Source organism: Pseudoduganella rhizocola, from assembly GCF_045984285.3.
Lineage (GTDB): Bacteria > Pseudomonadota > Gammaproteobacteria > Burkholderiales > Burkholderiaceae_D > Rugamonas.
Window position 1 is genome coordinate 115,796 of record NZ_JBJQIK030000001.1, and the last position, 23,251, is coordinate 139,046.

At 63.7% G+C, this 23,251-nt stretch carries 23 protein-coding genes; 14 read left to right on the forward strand and 9 right to left on the reverse strand.

Translation table 11 applies throughout. The features are described from left to right. Positions 1-3: 3 nt before the first annotated feature. Genes ACJRPG_RS00560 through ACJRPG_RS00570 form a run of 3 tightly spaced genes read right to left on the reverse strand, consistent with a single transcriptional unit; the run spans position 4 to position 2,617 of the window. Positions 4-1,173 carry a vWA domain-containing protein gene (locus ACJRPG_RS00560; protein WP_407998088.1) on the reverse strand — a complete coding sequence of 390 codons (1,170 nt, stop codon included), beginning with the start codon at positions 1,171-1,173 and terminating at the stop codon, positions 4-6. After that, complete coding sequence (locus ACJRPG_RS00565) at positions 1,173-1,760, reverse strand: GNAT family N-acetyltransferase (RefSeq protein WP_407998089.1); 588 nt, start codon at positions 1,758-1,760, stop codon at positions 1,173-1,175. The genes ACJRPG_RS00560 and ACJRPG_RS00565 overlap by 1 nt, the downstream gene beginning before the upstream one ends. Next, positions 1,760-2,617 carry an AAA family ATPase gene (locus tag ACJRPG_RS00570; RefSeq protein WP_407998090.1) on the reverse strand — a complete coding sequence of 286 codons (858 nt, stop codon included), beginning with the start codon at positions 2,615-2,617 and terminating at the stop codon, positions 1,760-1,762. The genes ACJRPG_RS00565 and ACJRPG_RS00570 overlap by 1 nt, the downstream gene beginning before the upstream one ends. Positions 2,618-2,803: 186 nt before the next feature. Between ACJRPG_RS00570 and ACJRPG_RS00575 the strand changes: the two genes are divergently transcribed. Beyond that, positions 2,804-3,124, forward strand: a complete 321-nt coding sequence (locus tag ACJRPG_RS00575) for a c-type cytochrome (protein ID WP_407998660.1) — start codon at positions 2,804-2,806, stop codon at positions 3,122-3,124. 13 nt (positions 3,125-3,137) lie between these two features. Further along, entirely contained in the window at positions 3,138-3,479 is a 342-nt protein-coding gene (locus ACJRPG_RS00580) for a c-type cytochrome (RefSeq protein ID WP_407998091.1), read from the forward strand. Between the two features lie 170 nt (positions 3,480-3,649). Here the strand turns inward: ACJRPG_RS00580 and ACJRPG_RS00585 are convergent, their stop codons facing one another. Next, positions 3,650-4,075 carry a DUF1841 family protein gene (locus tag ACJRPG_RS00585; RefSeq protein ID WP_407998092.1) on the reverse strand — a complete coding sequence of 142 codons (426 nt, stop codon included), beginning with the start codon at positions 4,073-4,075 and terminating at the stop codon, positions 3,650-3,652. 50 nt (positions 4,076-4,125) lie between these two features. Then, complete coding sequence (locus ACJRPG_RS00590; protein WP_407998093.1) at positions 4,126-4,752, reverse strand: RNA pyrophosphohydrolase; 627 nt, start codon at positions 4,750-4,752, stop codon at positions 4,126-4,128. A gap of 203 nt (positions 4,753-4,955) precedes the next feature. Between ACJRPG_RS00590 and ACJRPG_RS00595 the strand changes: the two genes are divergently transcribed. The 4 genes from ACJRPG_RS00595 to ACJRPG_RS00610 are packed head-to-tail and all read left to right on the forward strand — an operon-like array spanning position 4,956 to position 10,114. Further along, the gene (locus ACJRPG_RS00595; protein ID WP_407998094.1) at positions 4,956-6,680 is read left to right on the forward strand and encodes a proline--tRNA ligase; all 1,725 of its coding nucleotides are present in this window, start codon (positions 4,956-4,958) and stop codon (positions 6,678-6,680) included. Beyond that, positions 6,677-7,336, forward strand: coding sequence for a lytic transglycosylase domain-containing protein (locus ACJRPG_RS00600; RefSeq protein ID WP_407998095.1), 660 nt, complete (start codon positions 6,677-6,679; stop codon positions 7,334-7,336). The genes ACJRPG_RS00595 and ACJRPG_RS00600 overlap by 4 nt, the downstream gene beginning before the upstream one ends. Before the next feature lie 55 nt (positions 7,337-7,391). Then, positions 7,392-8,735 carry an alkaline phosphatase gene (locus ACJRPG_RS00605; protein WP_407998096.1) on the forward strand — a complete coding sequence of 448 codons (1,344 nt, stop codon included), beginning with the start codon at positions 7,392-7,394 and terminating at the stop codon, positions 8,733-8,735. Then, entirely contained in the window at positions 8,732-10,114 is a 1,383-nt protein-coding gene (locus tag ACJRPG_RS00610) for an alkaline phosphatase (protein WP_407998097.1), read from the forward strand. The genes ACJRPG_RS00605 and ACJRPG_RS00610 overlap by 4 nt, the downstream gene beginning before the upstream one ends. On the opposite strand, the gene ACJRPG_RS00615 is transcribed toward ACJRPG_RS00610, so the two are convergent. The 4 genes from ACJRPG_RS00615 to ffh form a co-directional block, all read right to left on the reverse strand. Next, a complete protein-coding gene (locus ACJRPG_RS00615) occupies positions 10,102-11,280 on the reverse strand; it encodes an MFS transporter (RefSeq protein WP_407998098.1) in 1,179 nt (392 codons plus the stop codon). The two genes, ACJRPG_RS00610 and ACJRPG_RS00615, sit on opposite strands and share 13 nt — an antisense overlap. Positions 11,281-11,343: 63 nt before the next feature. Continuing rightward, complete coding sequence (locus ACJRPG_RS00620; protein WP_407998099.1) at positions 11,344-11,718, reverse strand: SWIB/MDM2 domain-containing protein; 375 nt, start codon at positions 11,716-11,718, stop codon at positions 11,344-11,346. A 182-nt stretch (positions 11,719-11,900) separates the two neighbouring features. Continuing rightward, the gene (locus ACJRPG_RS00625; protein ID WP_407998100.1) at positions 11,901-13,958 is read right to left on the reverse strand and encodes an NHL repeat-containing protein; all 2,058 of its coding nucleotides are present in this window, start codon (positions 13,956-13,958) and stop codon (positions 11,901-11,903) included. Between the two features lie 104 nt (positions 13,959-14,062). Beyond that, positions 14,063-15,430, reverse strand: a complete 1,368-nt coding sequence (gene ffh, locus ACJRPG_RS00630) for a signal recognition particle protein (protein WP_407998101.1) — start codon at positions 15,428-15,430, stop codon at positions 14,063-14,065. A 199-nt stretch (positions 15,431-15,629) separates the two neighbouring features. Here ffh and ACJRPG_RS00635 point away from each other — a divergent pair, with 199 nt between their 5' ends. The 8 genes from ACJRPG_RS00635 (at position 15,630) to ACJRPG_RS00670 (ending at position 23,239) form a co-directional block, all read left to right on the forward strand. Then, positions 15,630-16,685, forward strand: a complete 1,056-nt coding sequence (locus tag ACJRPG_RS00635; protein WP_407998102.1) for a YjgN family protein — start codon at positions 15,630-15,632, stop codon at positions 16,683-16,685. Further along, positions 16,685-17,689, forward strand: coding sequence for a M48 family metallopeptidase (locus tag ACJRPG_RS00640; RefSeq protein WP_407998103.1), 1,005 nt, complete (start codon positions 16,685-16,687; stop codon positions 17,687-17,689). The genes ACJRPG_RS00635 and ACJRPG_RS00640 overlap by 1 nt, the downstream gene beginning before the upstream one ends. Positions 17,690-17,744: 55 nt before the next feature. After that, a complete protein-coding gene (locus ACJRPG_RS00645; RefSeq protein WP_407998104.1) occupies positions 17,745-18,722 on the forward strand; it encodes an ABC transporter substrate-binding protein in 978 nt (325 codons plus the stop codon). A gap of 9 nt (positions 18,723-18,731) precedes the next feature. After that, positions 18,732-19,553, forward strand: coding sequence for an ABC transporter permease (locus ACJRPG_RS00650; RefSeq protein WP_407998105.1), 822 nt, complete (start codon positions 18,732-18,734; stop codon positions 19,551-19,553). Position 19,554: 1 nt separating this feature from the next. Further along, the gene (locus ACJRPG_RS00655) at positions 19,555-20,352 is read left to right on the forward strand and encodes an ABC transporter ATP-binding protein (RefSeq protein WP_407998106.1); all 798 of its coding nucleotides are present in this window, start codon (positions 19,555-19,557) and stop codon (positions 20,350-20,352) included. 155 nt (positions 20,353-20,507) lie between these two features. Continuing rightward, entirely contained in the window at positions 20,508-21,314 is an 807-nt protein-coding gene (locus ACJRPG_RS00660; protein ID WP_407998107.1) for a cytochrome C assembly family protein, read from the forward strand. Continuing rightward, positions 21,311-21,553: a PP0621 family protein gene (locus ACJRPG_RS00665; RefSeq protein WP_407998108.1), complete on the forward strand. Its 243-nt coding sequence runs from the start codon at positions 21,311-21,313 to the stop codon at positions 21,551-21,553. Before ACJRPG_RS00660 ends, ACJRPG_RS00665 begins: the two co-directional genes overlap by 4 nt. A gap of 3 nt (positions 21,554-21,556) precedes the next feature. After that, complete coding sequence (locus ACJRPG_RS00670; RefSeq protein WP_407998109.1) at positions 21,557-23,239, forward strand: two-component system sensor histidine kinase NtrB; 1,683 nt, start codon at positions 21,557-21,559, stop codon at positions 23,237-23,239. Positions 23,240-23,251: the final 12 nt, after the last annotated feature.

Consider the following 23,251-nt stretch of genomic DNA (forward strand, 5'->3'; position numbering starts at 1 on the left):
CGCTTATTTGCTCAGCGTGCGCATGGCCCGCTCAAGGCCTTCGATGGTGATCGGATACATGCGGTTGTTCATCAGCTGCCTGATCACGGAGATGGACTGGCGGTACTGCCACAGCCCTTCCGGCTCGGGATTCAGCCAGATGAATTTTGGGAAGGTGGAGGTGAAGCGCGCCAGCCATTCGGAGCCCGCCTCCTCGTTGTTGTATTCCACAGAGCCGCCCGGCTGCAGGATCTCGTAGGGACTCATGGTGGCGTCGCCGACGAAGATCAGCTTCGTATCGGGCGGGTATTTGCGCAGCACGTCCCAGGTGGGGAAGCGTTCCGAATTGCGGCGGCGGTTGTTCTTCCACAGGTAGTCGTAGACGCAATTGTGGAAGTAGTAGAACTCCATGTTCTTGAATTCGGTCTTCGAAGCCGAGAACAGTTCCTCGGTGCGTTCGATATGGTCGTCCATGGTGCCGCCCACGTCGAACAGCATCAGCACCTTCACGTTGTTGCGGCGCTCAGGCTGCATCTTGATGTCGAGGTAGCCCGCGTTGTTGGCGGTGGCGCGGATGGTCTGGTCCAGCGCCAGTTCCTCGGCGGCGCCTTCGCGCGCGAACTTGCGCAGCCGGCGCAGCGCCACCTTGATATTGCGGGTGCCCAGTTCGCGGTCGCCGTCGTAGTCCTTGTAGGCGCGGGCTTCCCACACCTTGACTGCCGTGCGGTTGCCGCCCTTGCCGCCGATGCGGATGCCTTCGGGATTGGTGCCGCCGTTGCCGAAGGGCGAAGTCCCGCCGGTGCCTATCCACTTGCTGCCGCCTTCGTGGCGTTCCTTCTGTTCCTTCAGCAGCTCGTTGAGGCGGTCCATCAGCTTGTCGTAGCCGAATTTCTCCAGCGCGGCCTTCTGCTCTTCGCTCAGTTCGCGCTCCATGCGCTTCACCAGCCATTCCAGCGGAATCGCGCTGCTGGTTTCGAAGGCGCCATTGATTCCTTTGAAATACTGCGCGAAGGCGCGGTCGAACTTGTCGTAGTTGGCTTCATCCTTCACCAGCGTGAGGCGGGAGAGGTAATAGAAGTCGTCCATCGACGGCGCGATGACGTTCTTTTCCATCGCTTCCAGCAGCGTGAGGAATTCCTTGATCGTGACGGGAATCTTCGCGTCCTTCAGCGTGAAGAAGAAATCGATCAGCATCAGCGTTCCTTGGTCAACAGGTAGTTCAGCTGCGCCTTCACTTCCGGCCATTCGCCGCGCGCGATGCTGTACATGACTGTGTCGCGCACCGTGCCGTCACGCCGCATCATATGGTGGCGCAGCACACCGTCTTTCTTCGCGCCGAGGCGTTCGATGGCGGCCTGCGAGCGGTGGTTGTAGTTATCGGTGCGGAAGCCGACCAGCGCGCAGCCCAGCGTTTCGAAAGCGTGCGTGAGCAGCAGCAGCTTGCAGGTGGTATTGACGTGGCTGCGCTGGCGGCTCTGGCCGTACCAGGTGTAGCCGATTTCGGCGCGCGAGATATTGGGTACGATGTCGTGATAGCTGGTGCTGCCGATCACTTCATCGGTGGTGGCGTCGATCACGGCGAAGGCGAGGCGGGCAGGGCGCATCTCCAGCGCGGTGGCGATATAGGCCTCCGCCTGGTCCGGCTCGGGAACGGAGGTGATGCGCAGCTTCCACAGTTCGCCGTCCTGCGCGGCGGCGCGCAGGCCGTCCGCGTGGCGCGGCGCCAGCGGTTCGAGGCGGATGCCGTTCAGCTCCAGCGTGACGGGCAGGGCGTCTTTCATCAGCGGTTGGTCCTCGACATGAACATCAGGCGTTCGAACAGATGCACGTCCTGTTCGTTCTTGAGCAGGGCGCCGTGCAGCGGCGGCACGGCGGCCTTGTTGTCGGGATTGCGCAGCGCTTCCGGCGGAATGTCCTCGGCCATCAGCAGCTTGAGCCAGTCCAGGAATTCGGAGGTGGAGGGCTTTTTCTTCAGGCCCGACACCTCGCGCACCTGGTAGAAGGTGTCCAGCGCCTGGGCCAGCAGCTCGCGCTTCAGGTTCGGATAATGGACCTGGACGATGGCCTCCATCGTGTCCTTGTCAGGGAATTTGATGTAGTGGAAGAAGCAGCGGCGCAGGAAGGCGTCCGGCAGCTCCTTCTCGTTATTGGAGGTGATGATGACGAGAGGGCGGTGCTTCGCCGTGACCATTTCGCGCGTCTCGTAGACGTAGAACTCCATGCGGTCCAGCTCACGCAGCAGGTCGTTGGGGAATTCGATATCGGCCTTGTCGATCTCGTCGATCAGCAGCACGACCGGCTCCGGCGCGGTGAAGGCCTGCCACAGCACGCCCTTGACGATGTAATTATGGATATCGCGCACCCGCTCGTCGCCCAGCTGGGAGTCGCGCAAACGCGACACTGCGTCGTACTCGTAGAGGCCCTGCTGGGCCTTGGTGGTGGACTTGATATGCCACTGCATCAGGGGCATGTTGAGGGCGGCCGCTACTTCCTCGGCCAGCATGGTCTTGCCGGTGCCCGGCTCGCCCTTGATCAGCAAGGGGCGCTGCAGCGTCAACGCCGCATTCACGGCCAGTTTCAGGTCATTGGTGGCGACGTAATTCTCGGAGCCTTCGAAGCGTGGCGCAGGCGATTGCATGGACGGATTTCCCGGTGAAAGTGGAAACTTCCGAGTATAAGACAGATCGCCAAACGGGGTCCTTGGCATGGAAGAAACAATGTGGACTTCCGGAACCTTCTCAGGTTAGAATCGCAGGTTGATAGTGCAAAAGTCAACTTTTGCGACGGCAGTATCCGATTACCATTGATGAAGCTAGCCAACATGATCAAAAATCTCTTCGCACTGCTCGCGCTCGCCGGTGCTGCTCAGGCAGTGACTGCGGCCGAAATCGTCGGCAAGGCCGAGGCCGCACCGAACAAGATCGAAATGTGTATCGGATGCCACGCCATTCCCGGCTACAAAGCGACCTTCCCTGAAGTGTTCCAGGTGCCGAAGATTGGCGGCCAGTCTGCCAAGTACATCGAAAACGCGCTGCGCGGCTACGCCAAGGGCGAGCGCAAGCACCCATCGATGAAGGGCATCGCCGTGAGCCTGAGCGACCAGGACATCGCCGACATCGCCGCTTACTACTCGAAGCAGAAATAAGGGACACAGCATCATGAAGAAAATCGTATTCGCTCTGATCTGCTCGGCCCTGTCCTTCAGCGCTGTTGCCGGCGGCAATGTTGCTGCGGGCAAGGCCGTTGCCGACAAATACAGCTGCTTCGCTTGCCACGGCAAGGACTACAACACCCCGATCGACCCGAGCTATCCGAAGCTGGCCGGCCAGCACAAGGACTACCTGGTGCACGCCCTGACCGCCTACAAGCGCGGCGACGGCGCCAACGGCCGCAGCAACGCCATCATGACCGGCCAGGTCAAGCCGCTGAGCAACCAGGACATCCAGGACCTGGCAGCCTACCTGCACAGCCTGCCTGGCACCCTGGTCAACCACCGCTGATCTTCAGCCGGTCCCAGCAAAAAGCCCGCAGCCGCGGGCTTTTTTGTTGCCGGAAAATGTTGCCTAGAAATTGGGGACAGGCGAGGGCGCCGAGCCCCGAACTGGAAAAATAGGGTCTGTCCCCAATTTCTAAAAAATAGGGTCTGTCCCCAATTTCTAAGCAACATTTCCTAGAGGCGGCGCTTGATGGACTCGATGTAGGCTTCGCCGTCCGGCGGCAGGCCGCTGCGCTGGGATTTCCAGATCATCTCGCCCAGGCATTCCATGATCTGGTGGTGGGCTTCGTGCGCGGAGTCGTATTTGCGCGTCAGCGCTTCGCTGGCGGCGCGGATGCCGCGCGGGGAGTCGATCGAGACCTGTTCGCTGATCGACAGGTGCATCGCCAGGTGCAGGAAGGGGTTGGCCTGGCCGCCTTCCACCGAATAGTCGCGCGCCAGCGCCGCTTCCACGTCGCTCAGCGCGTCGTCGTATTCGGGATGCTGCAGCACCCAGTCCAGCGCCATGGCTTCGAGCGGAGTGAGGACTTCTTTGGCGCGGTGCTTGCGCTGTACGTCGCAGAAGAAGCGCCGTACGTCGTGGGAGGAGGGTGTGAACATAGGGGCGCTATTGTACAAAAAAAAGGCAGCCCATGCAGGCTGCCTCTCTTTTATGGCTTGGTGGCCAGTTGCGCTTCGCCGCAATCGGCTTCCGGCGCCGGTGCTGCTGCCACCGCCGGCGGCGGCTGCCGGTTGGCGGGCGTGCCGGGCTGGCTGCGCGGCTGGCGCAGGTAGCGCGAGTTGTGGCGCCGTTCGCCATGCGGCGGCCAGCTCAGGAATCGTGATAATTCCTGCAAGGCGCGCTGGTAGACCTCACGCTTGAATTCAATCACCACGTCCAGCGGCACCCAGTATTCATGCCAGCGCCAGGCGTCGAATTCCGGATGGTCGGTCACCCGCAGGTTCACATCGCAATCCCGGGCGCACATGCGCAGCAAAAACCAGATCTGCTTCTGGCCACGGTAATGGCCGCGGATCTCGCGCTTGATGAAGTGGTCCGGCACCTCGTAGCGCAGCCAGTCGCGCGTGCGGCCCACGATTTTCACGTGTTCCGGTTTCAGGCCGATCTCTTCTTCCAGCTCCCGATACATTGCCTGTTCGGGTGTTTCGCCGTACTTAATGCCCCCTTGCGGAAACTGCCATGAGTGCTCGCGCACCCGTTTGCCCCACCACACCTCATTGTGAGAGTTGAGCAGGATGATGCCGACGTTGGGGCGGAACCCTTCCCGATCGAGCATATTGCACCTCAAACTTTCTGCGGCCGAGCGATCCTCTTACATTTTTGCCCACAAATCTGCCTTCCGGCTGCGTTTTCGGGGTACGAAAACGGCCGGAATGCCCGCAATTGAACGCATTTGTATAAAGTATGGACGCATCAGCCAGCTAATCCTTTAAAATTAGGTTGATTATAACCCTCTCTTTTTAAAAAGAATTCACTGTTATGCGTGCTTCCCGTTTTTTTATTTCCACTCTTAAAGAAGCGCCTTCCGACGCCGAAATCGTCAGCCACAAGCTGATGATGCGTGCCGGCATGATCAAGCGCCTGGGTTCCGGCATCTATACCTATATGCCGATGGGCCTGAAAGTTATCCGCAAGGTGGAAGCCATCGTCCGCGAAGAAATGAACACGGCCGGCGCCATCGAGCTGCTGATGCCGCTCGTGCAGCCGGCGGAACTGTGGCAGGAAACGGGCCGCTGGGACAAGATGGGCCCGGAGCTGATGCGCGTGAAAGACCGCCATGGCCGCGAGTTCGCCATCCAGCCGACTTCCGAGGAAGTGATTACCGATGTGGTGCGGTCGGAGATTAAATCCTACCGCCAGATTCCGTTGAATTTTTACCACATCCAGACCAAGTTCCGCGACGAGCGCCGCCCACGTTTCGGCCTGATGCGCGGCCGCGAGTTCACCATGAAGGATGCCTATTCCTTCGACCGCGACCTGGAAGGCATGCAGAAGTCCTACCAGATCATGTTCGACGCCTACACGAAGATCTTCACGCGCTTCGGCCTGAAGTTCCGCGCCGTGGCGGCCGACAACGGCGCCATCGGCGGTACCGGTTCGCATGAATTCCACGTGATCGCCAGCACCGGCGAGGACGCGCTGGTCTACTGCCCGACTTCCGATTTCGCGGCGAATATCGAGGCTGCGGAAGCCATTGCCACCGGCACCCGTCCTGCGGCATCGGCAGCGCTGGCCAAGACTTCCACGCCGAAGGCGTCGAAGTGCGAGGACGTGGCCAAGCTGCTCGGCATCGACCTGAAAAACACCGTCAAGACCATTGCGCTGACCGTGGAGCAGGAAGAGGGCAAGAAGCAGCACTTCATGCTGCTGCTGCGCGGCGACCATGAGCTGAACGAGATCAAGGCAGGCAAGGTTGCCGGCCTGGCCAACCACCGTTTCTCGACCGAAGCGGAAATCGAAGAAGTCTACGGCTGCAAGCCGGGCTACCTCGGCCCGATCGGCACCAAGGCTCCTGTCACCGTGGTGGCCGACCGCACCGTGGCGCTGATGGCGGACTTCGTCACCGGCGCAAATGAAGTGGACTACCACTACACCGGCGCGAACTGGGGCCGCGACATGGCCGAACCTGCCATCGTGGCCGACCTGCGCAATGTGGTGGAAGGCGATCCGTCGCCGGACGGCAAAGGCGTGCTGGCGATTGAACGCGGCATTGAAGTGGGCCACGTGTTCCAGCTCGGCACTGCGTATTCGGAATCGATGAAGGCCACCTTCCTCGACGAGAACGGCAAGCCTGCGCCGCTGCAGATGGGCTGCTACGGCATCGGCATTACCCGTATCCTGGGCGCGGCCATCGAGCAGAACTTCGATGACAAGGGCATTATCTGGCCAACTTCGCTGGCGCCTTTCGAGCTGGTGCTGTGCCCGATGGGCTACGACCGCAGCGAAGAAGTGAAAACGGAAACGGACAAGCTGTACGAAGCCGCCGTGGCGGCGGGCATCGACGTGATCGTGGATGACCGCGGCCTGCGTCCGGGCGCAATGTTCGCGGACTGGGAGCTGATCGGCGTGCCGCACCGCGTGGTGATCGGCGACCGTGGCCTGAAAGAAGGCCAGCTGGAATACATGGGCCGCCGCGATGCCGAGGCGACCAACGTTCCGGTGGCGGACATCCTCAGCTTCATCAAGGGCAAAGTGCAGCAATGAGCACGGCGCGTGCACATCAGCAATCCGGCGGCCGTGAGCGCCGCCGCTGGTGGGCGCGTCCCCTGCGCTGGTGGTACACCTTCGCCTTTGCCACCGGTGTGCTGAGCGCACCGCTCGGCTTTGCGGGCAACCAGAAGGAGGAGGCGCTGGCCGACTCCGTCCGCGTTGCCCTGCACAACGTCATCATGGATGCGCGGCCGCCCAAGCCGCGCTTCACCGATCCCGCCGAGCAGCAGCGCTATAACGCCTGGCTGGCGGAGATGTCGCAGCGCCTGAAGCGCAAGCTGCCGGATGAACAGGTGCGCACCGAGTTCCTCGAAACCGTGTGGTATGAATCGCGCCGTGCCGGCCTGGAACCGGGCCTCGTGCTGGGACTGATCCAGGTGGAATCTGCCTACCGCAAATACGCCGTCTCCATCGTGGGCGCGCGCGGCTATATGCAGGTGATGCCTTTCTGGACCAATGTGATCGGCGACAGCGACCGCCGCAAACTGTTCAATATGCAGACCAACCTGCGCTACGGCTGCGCTATCCTGCGCATGTATATCGATATGGAGCAGGGCAACCTCTATCTCGCGCTGGGCCGCTACAACGGCAGCCGCGGGCGCCCGGAGTATCCGAACGCCGTCCTCAAGGCCTGGAACAACTGGAAGTAATCAGGCTGTCATGGATTTTCGGCTAAGATGGCCGCTTTCCATAGCAGGAGCAGGTATGCGTTTCAGGATTGCGGCACTGGCCATCGCCGCCGCCATGACAGCAGGTTGCGCAGGCGTCCCCACGGCGGCGCCAGCCCCTTCGGCGCCACGCAACATCATCCTCTTGGTCGGCAGCGGCATGGGCTTCAATACACTGACCGCTGCACGTATTTATGCCGTGGGCGAGTCGGGCGACCTGGCGATCGATACCTTGCCGGAATCGGCTTTCGTAAAAACCTATTCGAACGACCGCCAGGTGACGGATGAAGCCGCGGCCATGTCCGCCTTCCTCAGCGGCCGGAAGACCAATAGCGGCGCATTCTCCGTGGAGGGCTGCCCCGACGGCAAGCCGGCGCCCACGCTGCTGGAGCTGGCGGCGCAGCGCGGCATGCGGACTGGCCTCGTCACCAACGTGCCGGTGACGGATGCGCTGGTCGCGCCCGCGTTTGTGCATGGTTGCTCGCATCCCGGCGGTGCGGTTGCTGCTGCCGCGCTGGTGCCGGGCGGCGCCGGCTTCAACGCAGCGCTGGGCCAGGGCATCGACGTGCTGCTGGGCGGCGGTGCTGCAGACTTCACGCAGCGTGCAGATGGCCGCGACCTGCTCGCGGAATTGCGCGCGCAGGACTACGCGCATGTGCAGAACCTCTCCGAGCTGGATATGCCGCAAGCCGCACGCAGCAAGCGCCTGGTTGGCCTGTTCGCGCCACGTGACATGGCTGGCGATACGGCGCGCGACGTAGCCAGGCAGCCCAATATGGCGCAGATGACGGGAGAAGCCATCGAGCGTCTGTCGCGCGGCGGCAAGGGCTTTGTGCTGGTGGTGGCGAATGGCCTGATCGACCGCGCGGCGCACCAGTCGGATGCGCGCATGGTGCTGGAAGAAGTGACTGCATTGGACAAGGCCCTGCGCACCGCCATCGAGGCGATGCAGCAGCGTGATCCGGGCCTGAAGAACACGCTGATCGTCGCCACCGCGAGCCATGACAGCACGCTGGTGATGAACGGCTATTCCATCATCACCGGCAAAACCACGCCTGCGGAACCGGGCGTGCTCGGCCTGCTGCGCTCCTACTCGAACGGCAAGATCTACAAGGACGGCGACGGCGCGCCATTCACCATTATCGGTTTCGGCAATGGCCCGAACCGCGTGGACGGCAAGCGTCCGGGCACGCTGGATGCGGCAACGGTCGCCGCTCCGCACTATCAATACGAATCGGTCATCCGCATGGCGCCCGATGCCAGCACCCACGGCGGTACCGACGTGTATCTTGGCGCCATCGGCGCGGGCGCGGAAAACTTCCGCGGCACCATCGACAATACCGAAGTGTTTAAACTGATCAAGGCGGCAGCAGGACTATGAAGCAGCTCATTCTGGCAATCGCGATCGCGGCCATCGGCGGCCAGGCCGCTGCGGCCGACGCAAAGAACATCATCTTCTTCCTCGGCGACGGCATGGGACCCACCGTGATTACGGCAGCCCGTATCCATGGCTATAAGGAAGAGGGCCTGCTCAAGTTCGAACGTCTCGAACGCGTGGCGCGGCTCAAGACCTATTCGCACGACGCGCAAACCACCGACAGTGCGCCGTCCATGGGTTCCTATATGACGGGAGTGAAGATCAATAATGAAGTGATCTCCATGTGGGACTCGAAGCCCAGCGCGCCGAAGAAGGACGCTAACGGCAACTGGGGCATCGATACCTGCGCAGCCGGCAACGGCAAGGCGGTGCCGACCATCCTCGAACTGGCGAAGGCGCATGGCAAGTCGGTCGGCGCAGTCACCACTACGGAAGCGACGCACGCCACGCCTGCCTCCACCTACGCGCACCACTGCCACCGCAATTCCGGCTTTGCCATTGCGGTGCAGGCCGTGCCGGGCGGCGCCGGCTACAACCCGGCGCTGGGCGATGGCCTCGATGTGCTGATGGGCGGAGGCGCCGCGCACTTCACGCCGTTTGACAAGGCGGCGAACCCGAAGGGCCGTCCTGATGGGCGCGACCTGCTGGGCGAAATGGCGGCGCATGGCTATGCCGTCGCACGCAGCCGCAGTGAGATGCTGGCTGCGAAACCGGGCCGCAAGTTCGTGGGCCTGTACGGCGACGGCCACCTGGAGTATGAGCTGGACCGCACCGCGACGCCGCCGCGTGGCGAGGGCGCGAAGCAGCCCAGCCTGTCCGAAATGACGAGCAAGGCCATCGAACTGCTGGCGCTGAATCCGAAGGGTTTCTTCCTGATGGTGGAAGGCGGCAAGATCGACCACGGCCTGCACGGTTCCAACGTCAAGCGCGCCGTCGTGGACCTGCTGGCCTTCGATGACGCGATCCAGACCGCGATCGACCGCATGCAGGAGCGCGATCCCGGCCTGCGCAACACGCTGATCGTCATCACGGCGGACCATGACCATACGCTGGCCTTCAATGGCACCGCCAAGCGCGGCAGCCCGGTGCTCGATATCGTGCGCGGTGCGGATGGCTCGCCGGCGCGCGATGCGGACGGCCATACCTACACCACGCTGGTGTTTGCGAACGGCCCGAACCGCAAGCTGGAGCGCGCCGATATCAGCAGCGAGGAAGCCCTGGCGGACGACTACCAGCAGGAGACCAGCATCCGCCGCAGCGGTGAAACCCACGGCGGCGGCGATGTGAAGCTCTATGCCGTGGGCGCCGGTTCCGCGGTGTTCAAGGGCACGATGGAGAACACCAGGGTGTTCGACCTGATGAAGGCTGCCTACGGCTTCTGAGCGGCGCCATGGCGCAGCGCGTCCGGCACCAGCGCTGCGCTGCCGAGAACCAGCGCCGTCAGCAGCAGCGCAACCGGGAGCAGGCCGCGTTCCAGCAGGGGCGCGGCGGCCATCGTGGCTGCCGAGGTAGCTGCGAAAGCCAGGAACATCAGCAGGCCTGCGGCCTTGCCCGCATGCTGCTGCGCCAGCGACAGTGCGCGCGACATCGTGGATGGCCCGCGCACGCCAAGGCCGCAGCAGAACAGGGCCCAGCAAACAATCAATCCGATGATCGATTTCAGGCCGAGCAGCGCAAGCGCCGTCATGCCTATGCCGGATGCGAGCTGCATCAGCACGCCGGTGCGCACCAGCGTTTCAACGCCGTAGCGCTGCACGGCCTTCGCGCCACGGGTGGCTCCGAGCATGAAGCAGGCCACGCCGCATATCTGCAGCGCCGCAAAGGAACTGACCTCCTCGCCGATCCAGTGCGTGACGAGGTAGGGCGCACTGGCCACGAACATGAGCAGGGCGCCGAACATCAGCGCATAGCTGAAGGCATAGCGCAGGAAAGGACGGTTGTGCAGCAGGGCTTGCGGGGCCTGGGCATCGGCGTCCGGCGGCGCCGCATGCGCTGCATGGGTGCTGACGATGCGTGAGACCATCGGCGCCAGCGCGAGGGCGAGCAAGGCAATAATCCAGAAGGCGTAGCGCCAGTCGGCCAGCATCACCAGCGCGGCGCCCGCGACCGGGCCAAGCGCGGGAATCACCGATTCGGCCATCGCCACCACGGCCATGGCGCCTACGCCTTCCGTCTCGCTGAAACGGCGGCGTATCAGCGCAGGCACGGCGACCGTTGCGGCGCCGGCGCCCAGGCCTTGCAGCAGGCGGCCGGCAAGCATCAGCTCAATGCCGGAAGCGAGTGCGCACATCACGCTGCCAATCGCCAGAAGCGCCGTGCCGGTGATGATAGTGCTGCGGTCTCCGAAGCGGTCCGCTGCCCAGCCCCAGGCCAGCTGCGAAGCGGCCAGCGCGAGCATGAAGACGGCCATCGTGGCCTGGGCTGCCGTCACGGAGGCGGCGAGCTGCTGCTGCATGGCGGGCAGCGCGGGCAGGTAGAGATCGGAAGCGAGGAGGCCGACTGCGGTCAGGCTGGCGAGGGGCAGGGCGAGGCGGTATTGTGGCGTCATATAAAAAAAATGCCCCGATCGCCAGGCGTCGGGGCCTTCGGCCGGCACTGCGGCCGGGAGAGCTTATTTCAGGTGATCGGAAATCAGCTTGGTCATTTCGAACATGGACACTTGGGCTTTGCCGCCGAAAACGGCTTTGAGCTTGTCGTCTGCATTGATCATGCGGCGGTTCGCTGCATCCTGCAGATTGTGCTTCTTGATGTAGTCCCAGACTTTCTTGGTCACTTCGGTGCGTGGCAGGGCGGAGGAGCCGACCACGGCGCCCAGGGCTGCCGATGGGGTCATCGCCTTCATGAATGCTGCGTTGGGCTTGCGTGCTGCGGGTGCTGCTTTCTTTGCTGCCGGCTTAGCTGCTGCCTTTGCTGGTGCTGCTTTTTTTGCCGGTGCCTTTGCGGCGGCCTTCTTTGCTGGTGCTGCTTTCTTGGCTGCTGTTGCCATATTCGAGCCTCCCTAAACAAACAATGGAAAATTGCGCAATACAATCGCACGGCTAATATTGGTGGGGTTTTTCGCACTATGCAAGTGTTTTTCGCGATTTTTCAAGGAAACGACGCGTAAAGCCCGCCAACAAAGACAAAAAGCCGCATCGGAGCGGCTTTTTGGTGCATTGCCGCAGACCCTCAGTGCGGCACGACGAGCTTCAGAATCGTTTCGCCGGCGATCACGCCGACCGTATACGGTCCCGCAGGCGCCAGCGAGACCCGGCCTTTCAGCCCGCTGGCAACCACGGTTTCGCTACCGTTTGCGGCAGTGCGGACCACGTCCCAGACATTGGTCCAGCCGTTCGGGTCCGTGCGGCGCGTTGTGTACCGGCTGCCGTCCGGCGCCACGCCGATGCCCGGCGGCAGGGCGGCGATGGTGGTGGTGCTGCCGTCGGCGGAGATCTTCCTGATGATGGTACTGCCGTTTTTCGTGTCCTCTGCATACAGATTGCCGTCGGCGTCGACGCCGAGCAGGCGCGCGGCGGCGAAACGCGCTTCGGTGGCGGAACCGTCCACCGGGCTCAAGGTGCAGCTGCGGCTGGGAGGGCAGCCTGCCAGCACGGAGAATTTGCCGTCTGCCGTGATCTTGTAGACGGCGCTGCCGCTGTTGCTGCCGCGCGGGCCGAATTGCTGGATATCGCTGAAATAGACCGTGCCTGCGCGGTCCACGGCCATGCCGTTCGGCGTGCCATTGTCTTCGCCGGCGCCGAGCGTCGTCACCTGGCCTGATGCCGAGATCTTGCGCAGCGTGGAGCCGCGCGTGCCGATTACACAGAGGCAGTCGGCATAGGCCGTGCCGGGATGGTCCAGCACAAACAGATTGCCCTGGCGATCGGCGGCGATGGCGTTGGGCTGGGCGAAGCGCGCTTGCGTTGGCGGTCCGTCCAGCGCCAGGCCGCTGCCCTCCTGCAGGCCGGCGAAGGACTGCGCTTTGCCGTCCGCGCCGATGTGCAGGATTTCGCCGGTGTAGGCCAGCATCAGGCGCAGGTCGCTGCCCAGTGCCATGTACAGGGGCCCGCCCACGGTTCTCGGCAATGATGCGTTGTCGGTGTTGAACACGACGCTGACGTCATTGGACGCACTTATCCTGTAAAGCGTGCGGCCAGCAGCGTCGGGCGGCGCCAGCATGTAGAAGGCGCCGTCCGGGGCGGCCAGGAGGCCCAGGACAGACCGCTCTTCGGGGAACGGAAGGTCTACCGTGGTCACGACGCCGGCCGCCGACATGCGGCGGAAGAAGATGCTGTCCTTGATGAGCAGGTTGCCTTCGTCATCCGCGCCCGCCGCAGTGATGAAATTGAAGCGCGCGGCGCTCCCGGTGCCGTCGGCCGGCTTGGCCGAGCCCGACGGAGCGGCGGCCGGATCGCCCGCCACCGTGCTCAGTGCGCCATCGGCTGCCAGTTTGAGTACGGCCGTAGGCTTGAAAAGATAGACCGCACCGTTGGGGGCCTTCTGGATATTGAAGACCATATCGAGCGCCGCACCGGAGAGCGCGACGCTGGCCGTGCCGGCGGGGCCGATGCGAAGCAGCTGGTGGCCGGAGTTCAGGTGGGTCATCACATACAGCGCGCCGTCGCTGGCGATGGCCAGGCGCGAATACTGGCTGTGCGGGAAGTCGTTGTAGCTGGCGCTGTTGCTGTAGATGGTGCTGACGTCGCCGGCAGCGTTGATCTTGCGGATCGTGAGCCGCTGCCAGTTCCCATCATATACATAATAGCCGCCGGCCTTGTCGGCAACGATGGACTGGATCGAGGTGAAGGACGCGGCTGCACCCTTGCCATCATCGAAGCCCTGCTGGCCGGCGCTCCCCGCCACAGGGTATGTGCCGGGCGCGCCAGGATCCGGATAAATGGTGAGCGTAAGGGCCTTGCTGCCGCCGCCCGCGCTGGCCGTCACCACGACATCGGTATTGGCGCCAACGCCGCTGGCGGGGGGCGTGTAGCTGACGCTGTTGCCGCTGGTGGCTGACAGGCTGCCGGGTGCCCCGGCGGCGAGCTGCCAGCTGATGGCGGCGCCGTTGCTGGCGCTGGCCGTCAGGGCAACGGCGGCGCCGCCAGCGAGGACCTGGTCGGCAGCGGCGCTGGCGGTCACGCTTACAGGCGGCGGCGGTGGTGGCGGCGTTTCGGGCGCACTGCCGCTACCGCCGCCGCACGCGGCGAAGAGGCAGGCGAGAAAAACGGTTGCGAGGATATTTTTCATACCGATGATCTTAGCGAACATGCAGGCTGAAAAATTCTCCATTTGTAACGGGAGCATGAAAAAAGCCGCCCGCAGGCGGCTTTTTCGTTACCGGCTGTAACAGCTCAGCGCAGGCCCGGCATCATGCCCTTCATGCTGCGCATCATTTTCATCATGCCGCCGCCGGACAGTTTTTTCATCATGGTCTGCATCTGCTCGAACTGGTTCAGCATGCGGTTCACTTCCTGCACCTGCACGCCGGCGCCGGCCGCGATGCGGCGCTTGCGGGATGCCTTGATCAGCTCAGGCTTGGCGCGTTCGGCCGGCGTCATGGAGTCAATGATGCCGACCATGCGGCGCACCTGCTTGTCCGCCTGGTCCATATTGGCGCCGCCGGCGGCCTGCTGGAACTGGGCCGGCAGCTTGTCCACCAGGCCGGCCATGCCGCCCATCTTCTTCATCTGTCCCAGCTGCGACTTGAAGTCGTTCATGTCGAACTTGCCGCCGGACTTGACCTTGGCCGCCAGCTCGGCTGCCGCTTTCGCATCCACACCTTTGCGCGCTTCTTCCACCAGCGCCAGGATGTCGCCCATGCCCAGCACGCGGTTGGCCATGCGCGACGGATCGAAGGCTTCCAGGCCGTCCAGCTTTTCGGACACGCCGGCAAACTTGATCGGCTTCCCCGTGATGTGGCGCACGGACAGCGCCGCGCCGCCGCGCGAATCGCCATCGAGCTTGGTCAGTACGATACCCGTCAGGGGCAGGGCATCGTTGAAGGCCTTGGCGGTATTGATCGCATCCTGGCCGAGCATCGCGTCGACCACGAACAGGGTTTCCACCGGCTTCACCGCGCCGTGCACGGCGGCGATTTCCTTCATCATCTCTTCGTCGATACCGAGGCGGCCGGCGGTGTCGATGATCAGCACATCGTGGTAGTGCTTCTTCGCCCAGTCCAGCGCGGCCAGCGCGATGTCGACCGGCTTGTCGGCGGCTGTGGACGGGAAGAAGTCGGCGCCAACCTGCTGCGTTACCGACTGCAGCTGGGCGATAGCGGCCGGACGATACACGTCGGCGGACACCGTCAGCACCTTTTTCTTCTTCTCTTCCTTGAGGTATTTGGCCAGTTTGCCGGTGGTGGTGGTTTTACCCACACCCTGCAGGCCGGCCATCAGGATGATGGCGGGCGGCTGCTGGGCAAAACTGATCTGGGACGCTTCCGGTCCCAGGTCGGCGCCCATCAGGGCGGCCAGTTCGCGCTGCACCACGCCCACTAGGGCCTGGCCCGGCGTCAGCGAGGAAATCACCTCTTCGCCGAGTGCCTTTTCCTTCACCTTCGCGATGAATTCACGCACGGCGGGCAGGGCCACGTCGGCCTCCAGCAGCGCCATGCGCACTTCTCGCAGCATCTCGGCCGTGTTGGCCTCGGTCAGGCGTGCCTCGCCGCGCATGGTCTTGACGACTTTGGCAAGGCGTTGGGTCAGATTGTCTAGCATGTGGCCTACCTACTAATATAAATATGGCGGAAACCTGCCATTTTACCCGACTGCCGGGCCCCATGCGGCACCGCTTGGGCGGCCGCACCCTCACACATTGTCACAATGGTGCACACTTTCAAGCCCCGCGGGCGCCGATTGTTTGACAAGCCGCGGCCGGGCCGTCATCTTGCTGGCTGGTCCCATACAGGAGAGATGAGTGTTCAACGAAGCCACCGCAGCAGCGCCGGCGCCGGTCGAAACGCGCGAGGAAATCACCTTCAGCGCCACCGGCGGCGAATATTTCCGTATCTGGATCGTCAACCTGCTGCTGACGATCGTCACGCTGGGCATCTATTCGGCCTGGGCCAAGGTGCGCCGCAACCAGTATTTCTATTCCAGCACCCGGCTGGCGGGCAGCAGTTTTGAATACCACGGCACGCCGGTGGCCATCCTCAAGGGACGCCTGATTGCGCTGGCGCTGTTCGGCGTCTATAACCTGGCCTTCCGCATTTCGCCGGCGGCCGGGCTGGCGATGTTCGCCGTGATGGCAGCAGCGATGCCATGGCTGCTGTGGCGCAGCCTGCAGTTTTCGCTCCATAACAGCAGCTACCGCGGTATCCGCTTCGGTTTCGACGGCAGTGCGCGGCAGGCTTACGTGGCCTTCCTGGGCATGGCCGTGCTCAGCGCGATCAGCTTTGGCCTGCTCGCCCCCTTCGCCCACCAGCGCCTGAAGAAATTCCAGCATAGCGAGGCGCGCTATGGCGCCTCGAAGTTCTCCTTCGACGCACCGGTAAGTGGTTTCTACAAGATCTACCTGGTGCTGTTCGGCTTGATGGTGCTGGGTACCGTGGTGTTCTTTGGCGTGATCACTGCCCTGGTGGTAGGGGCGAGCGACCGCGCACAGGCCGCGAACTACGGCTCGATCGTCGGCATACTCCTGATTTACCCGTGGGTTCTTGCCTCGACCTGGCTCTTCATGGCCATGCTGCAAAACCTGGTCTGGAACCATACGCAGCTTGGCGCGCACCGCTTCCAGTCGGCCATGCGCTGGGGCCGGCTGGCCTTTATCTATGCGACCAATACGGTCGGCATCATTTTCACGCTGGGCTTCTACACGCCCTTCGCCAAGGTGCGCGCCATGAAGTACCGCCTGGAGTCGATTTCGCTGCAGGTATCCGGCGGATTGGATGATGTGGTGGCGCAAAGCACGCCGGACGTGAACGCAACCGGTGAGGGCATGGCCGACTTCCTGGGCGTGGATCTCTCGATGTGATGGAAATTGTCAGCGGGCGCTATTTTGACGGCAAAACCTCGCGTGCGCATCAGGCCAGCCTGAGTGTGCGCGATGGCGCGGCGTGGCTGGAGGGGGATGTGACGCGCCATGCGCCACTGTCTTCCTTGCGCGTGTCCGAGCGCACGCGGCATGCGGCGCGCAAGGTGACCTTCGACGACGGCGCCTTTTTCGAGCCGGACGACATGGCCGCCTTCAACCGGCTGCTGGATGCGAGCGGCCACCGCGACAGCGGCGTGGTGCGGGCCCAGCAAAGCTGGAAGCTGGCGCTGGGGGCACTGGCCGCCACGGTCATTGTGCTGGCGCTGGCCTACCGCTATGCTCTGCCGGGTGCGGCGGCGGCCGTTGCGCGCGTGCTGCCGCAATCGGTGGAGCGGCAGATGGGCGAGGGCGTGCTGGAGCTGCTGGACGAGCGCCTGCTCGCGCCCAGCAAACTAAGCGCCGAACGGCAGCGGCAGATTGCGGCGGAATTCGCGGCGCTGCGCCAGCCGCACGAGGACCGTCAGCCCTACCGCCTGCTGTTCCGCAAGAGCCGCCTCGGCCCCAATGCCTTTGCGCTGCCATCCGGCGACATCATCCTGACCGACGAAATGGTGAAGCTGCTGGATAACGACCGGGCCGTGGCCGGCGTGCTGGCGCACGAACTGGGGCACCTGCACGAACGCCATATGTCGCGCCGCCTGATCCAGACGTCGGCCGTCGCCGCCGTCACCACGCTGCTGTTCGGCGACGCCAGCGGCTTTATCGCCAGCCTGCCGGCCGTGGCGCTGGACATGCACTATTCGCGCGATGCGGAAACGGAGGCGGACGATTATGCGGCGCGCATGCTGCGCCACAACGGGCGGCCGCTGGCCGACCTGGAAGCCGTGTTCACGGCGCTGGACAAGCTGGAGAAGGAGAATGCCATGTCCATCCCCTACCTGAACAGCCATCCCCCGAGCGCGGAGCGGCTGCAAAGAGTGCGCCATCTGGCGTCCGCGCCCTGAAACCTTGTATGATCTGAACAGAACACCCCGCTATTTTCTTTTTCAGGAGACGCTCATGAAACTGAAGTTGATCGGCAAGTCGGTGGCGCTGTTGGCAGCGCTGGTGATGGCAGGCGGCGCGCAGGCGCAGGAAGTGGTCAGGCTGGGGAACCTCAAGTTCGCGCATTATGGCGCTGTGTCGTATATCAAGGAGATCGCGCCGAAGTGCGGGATCAAGGTGGAAGAACATGTCTTCGCCAAAGGCCTGGACGTGATGCAGGCCATCATCGCCGGGGAGCTCGATGTGGGCACCACGGCATCTGAAGCGGCCATCTCGGGCCGCGCCGGCAACGCCCCCATCGTGGTGGTGGCAGGCTTCGCCAAAGGCGGGGCGCGCCTGGTGGGCCGCACCGACCTCAAACTCAAATCCGTGAAAGACCTGAAGGGTAAAAAGGTCGGCGTAACGCGCGGCGGCATCCAGGAAGTGCTGCTGCTGGCGGAACTGCAGCAGAACGGCATGACGGCTTCCGAACAGCCGGGCAAGGATGTGCAGCTGGTCTTCCTCGCCTATGCAGACCTGAACCAGGCGCTGCTCGGCAAGAACATCGACGCCATGATGCAGTCGGAGCCGCAGTCCTCGCAGGCCATCAACAAGGGCTTCGGCACCGAGATCCTGAAACCGTACGACACGCCGATCGGCGAACCGGTGCGCACCATGGTGATGACGGAGAAGTTCTACAAGGAGCGCCGTCCGGTGGCGGAGAAGTTCATGCGCTGCTTCGTGGAGGCCACCAAGACCTTTATCGAAAACCCGGCCACGGCGGAAAAATACGTGCGTGAAGTGGTGTTCAAGAACCAGATCACCAAGGACGATTTCGAAGACGCCATCGGCAACTCGCCCTATTCCTACGACATCACGCCGGAGCACATCCAGATTACGACCGACGTGATGGTGAAGACCGGTGTGGGCCGCATGAGCAAGCCGCCCGTCGCCAAGGACTGGGTGCGCACCGACCTGCTGGAGCAGGCGAAAAAAAGCCTGGGCGTGAAGTAAGGAGCGCCCATGGCACGAATCGCCTGGCGTGAAGTGGGTGTCGGCCTGGTTGTGCCGGCGGTGGTGATCGCAGTGTGGCAGCTGGTGGCGCAGAAGGGCTGGGTCAATCCGCAGGTGCTGCCGTCGCCGCTGGCGGTGGTGACGAAGTGGATCGAATACCTGCTGCCATTGCAGGCGCGCGACCCGGCGGCCCAGAGCTGGCTGGCCTGGGCGCTGTCCGGCGAGCTGATTCACGATTCGCTGGGCAGCCTGTACCGCGTGGTGGTCGGCTTCCTGATCGGTGGCGGGCTGGCGCTGCCCATCGGGCTCGCGATGGGGGCCAGCGCGCGGGTCTATGCCTGGCTTAATCCGCTGGTGCAGCTGCTGCGGCCCATTCCGCCGATTGCCTATATACCGCTGTCCATTCTCTGGTTCGGACTGGGGAATCCGCCTGCCGTATTCCTGATTGCGCTGGGCGCCTTCTTCCCGGTGCTGATGAATACCATCGCGGGCGTGCGGCATGTGGACGGCATCTACCTGCGGGCGGCGCGCAATCTCGGCGCTTCCGGCCTTACCCTGTTCGTGCGGGTGATTCTGCCGGCGGCCGTGCCTTATATATTGTCGGGCGTGCGGATCGGGATCGGCACCGCGTTCATTGTGGTGATCGTGTCCGAGATGATCGCGGTGAACAATGGCCTGGGCTTCCGCATCCTCGAAGCGCGCGAGTACTTCTGGTCCGACAAGATCATTGCGGGCATGATCACGATCGGCATGATCGGGCTGGCCATCGACATCATCATGAACCGCATCAATAACTACCTGCTGCGCTGGCACCGTGGACTGGAGAACTGAGATGAGCGACGCGCATATCGTTGTATCGCAGGTCAGCAAGGTATTCAGCACGGGCGAGCGCGATGTGGTGGCGCTCCAGGACATAAACCTGGAAATCCCGCGCGGGCAGTTCGTCTGCCTGCTGGGGCCATCGGGCTGCGGCAAGTCCACCTTGCTGAATGCGGTGGCGGGCTTTGCGCCGCCCTCCAGCGGCGAGATCCGGGCCGACGGTGCGCTGGTGACGGCGCCGGGGCCTGAGCGCGGCATGGTCTTCCAGGAGTACGCGCTGTTCCCGTGGATGACGGTGGCGGACAACGTCGCCTTCGGGCTCGAAATCAAGGGGCTGCCGAAAGCGGAGATCCGCGAAACGGTGGACAAGCTGCTGAAAATGCTGTCGCTGGGCGACTTCCGCAACCGCTTCCCGAAGGACCTGTCGGGCGGCATGCGGCAGCGGGTAGCGATTGCGCGGGTGCTGGCACTGGACTCGCCCATCATGCTGATGGACGAACCCTTCGGCGCGCTGGACGCGCTCACGCGGCGCAACCTGCAGGACGAGCTGCTGCGCATCTGGTCCGAGTTGAAAAAGACCATCATCTTCGTCACCCACAGCATCGAAGAGGCGATCTACCTGGCCGACCGCATCGTGGTGATGACCTACCGCCCGGGCACGGTCAAGCGCGACATCCTGGTCGACCTGCCACGGCTGCGCGACCCGGCCGCCCCCGAGTTCAACGCCCTGAAGCGCGAGCTCGGCCAGCTCGTGATGGAAGAACAGCAACGTCACCACAACGACGAACTCCGCCTCGCCGCCGTCGACTGAGGCCGCCTGCGACACCATGGGGTCAGGCCCCATCTGTCATGTACAGTTGTAGTTTGCCGCACACTCGGTTGAAACTGTACCTGACAGCGGTGCCTGGCCCCATGGTGTCGCGAGCTCGGCTGTGAGGTGGGGCGCGGTTGGTGTAAACTGGGCTGATGCAGACTTATTTCCTGATTGCGGCAGTGGCGCTTTACCTGGCTTGCGCCGTGCTGCCGTCCCGTAGGACGACCTTGATTGCGGCCGTCACCGCCGTGGCGTGGCTGCTGCATGGCGCTGCGCTGTGGTCGGATGTGATCGCGCCCGGCGGCTCCTTGCGGCTCGGCTTCGCTGCCATGCTGTCGTCCGCGCTGTGGATCTCCGTTGCGGCTTACTGGATCGAGAACCGCAACTATCCGCTCGATGGCCTGCGCCGCATGGTCATGCCCTGCGCAGCGGCGGCCGTGGCCCTGCAAGCGGTGTTCCCCGGCGCGCTGGTATCGCTGGAGGGACGCTCGGTGACCTTCGGCTGGCATATCGCCGTGGCCACGCTGGCCTACAGTACCCTCACCATCGCGGCCTTCCATGCCGTGCTGATGGCGCTGCAGGAGTCGCGCCTGCATACGCGCAATGAGCGCGCCGGTTTCCTGTGGGCCGCGCTGGATCAGCTGCCAGCCCTGCTGACCATGGAGAAGCTGCTGTTCCGCCTCATTGCCTTCGGCTTCGCGCTGCTCAGCCTTACCGTGCTGTCGGGGATCGTGTTTTCCGAAGAATTGTTCGGCCAGGCCCTGAAGTGGGACCACAAGTCCGTGTTCACGCTGCTGTCCTGGCTTCTGTTTGCGGCGCTGCTGGCCGGCCGCCACTTCCGTGGCTGGCGCGGCAAGACGGCGCTGAGTTTTACGCTGGCCGGGTTCGCAACCCTGCTGCTGGCTTATGTGGGCAGCCGCTTCGTGCTTGAAGTGGTGCTGCATCGAGGATTTGCATGACACGTATTCTGTTCTGGCTGGCCCTGGCCTTCCTGGTCGTTGCCGCCATCCGTTCCAAACTGAAGAGCAACAGCCGCCCCCCGAAGCAGCAGCCGCCGGTGCGCCGCGCGCCGCCGAAGGAGGCCGAGACCGAGCCGATGCTGCAGTGCGCCCACTGCGGCGTGCATTATCCGGCGTCGGAAAACGTGCCGGCCGCGGGCCGCAATTACTGCAGCGCCGCCCACGCGCCGACTGCCTGAGCGGTGATCGCGCGCCTGCCCACCCTGTCGGCTGAATCGCGCGAGACCTTCTGGCGCTCGCTGCAAACCCTGAACGGGACGCGGGTCGTCATCGCCATGGTGCTGCTGGCCTACCTGGCCTTCGATACGCGCGGCCAGCGCAGCGACAGCACCATCGTCAATATTCAGCTGTGCGCGGGCTACCTGTTCCTGGCGCTGGCCTTCATGCTGAGCGCTGCCTGGTGGCGCAAGCGCTTCATGGTGCAGCTGGGCGTGCAGGTGGCCTGCGACCTGATTTTCATCTCGCTGCTCTATCTGGCCGCCGGCGGCGTGCGCAGCGGCCTCGCCATTCTTTACCTGTTCCCGCTGGCCGGCTGCGCCATCCTGGCGCCGCTGATGCTGTCGCTGTTCGCCGCGTCGCTGGCGGCGCTGTTCATGCTGGCCGAGAGCACTTACCGCATCTTCCTGTCCGACAGCGAGGCGGCCGTGCTGCAGGCCGGCCTGTATGGCGCGGCCTTCTTCGCCGCCGTGCTGGTGGTGAACCGCATGGCGGCAAAGCTGATCGGCCAGGAGGAACTGGCGGTACAGCGCGGCATCGAGGTGGGCGTGCAGCAGGCGGTGAACCGGCTGGTGATGTCGCATGCCGGCGACGGCATTATTGTGCTGGGCGCGCAGGGCCAGGTGTATGCCAGCAATCCGGCGGCACAGCAGATGCTGGGGCTGACCGAATCGATTGCCGATTTCCGCCTGAGCGACAATCCCTCGCTGCTGCCGGTGGCGCTGGCCTACGATGAGTGGCGCGCCAATCCCGTGCAGTCCAGCGCCTTCATCAATGTGAAGCCCTATACCGACCCGGCACTGCAGGAGATGACGGCGGCATGGAGCGCGCGGCGCGATGTGGTGGCGCACCTGAAAGTGCGCTTCGCCGCAGCCGATACCGCGCCGCTGGGCACCGAGCGCAATGTGATTTTCCTGCAGGACGTGACGGCCATCGAAAACCAGGCGCAGCAGCTCAAGCTGGCTTCAATGGGGCGCCTCACGGCCAGTATCGCGCATGAGGTGCGCAACCCGCTGTCGGCCATCGGCCATGCCACGTCGCTGATGGCGGAGGACCTGAAGGAGCCGGTGCACCTGCGCCTGCTGAAGATCGTGGGCGACAATGTGGCGCGCGTCAACCGCATGGTGGAGGATATCCTGCAGCTGTCGCGCAAGGCCCAGAGCCACAGCGAACCGCTGGCGCTGGACCAGTTCCTCACCGAGCTGAAAGCGGAGTTCGACGATACCCACGCCATTGCGCCGGAGGTGCTGTGCCTGGGCGGCGTGGCCCGCCATGAGGTGCGTTTCGATCCCCTGCACCTGCGTGAAGTGGTGCTGAACCTGCTCAACAACGCGGTGCGCTATGCCAGCGGCGGGCCGGAAAGCATTCGCATGTTCGTGGTGAGCTCGCGCGGCCGGCCGCTGGAGCTGCACGTGCAGGACGATGGTCCCGGTATTTCGGCCGAAGTGCGGGCCCACCTGTTCGAGCCTTTCTATACCACGTCCAGCAAGGGCACCGGCCTCGGTTTGTACCTGGCGCGGGAACTGTGCTTGAATAACGAGGCCATGCTGGACTATGAATACCGTTTCGACAAGGATGTGCTGCCGGACGGCAGCCGCAAGTCCAGCGGCCGTTTTGTGATCACTTTTGCACGCCCGGCGCCGCGCTGAGCCAACACACAC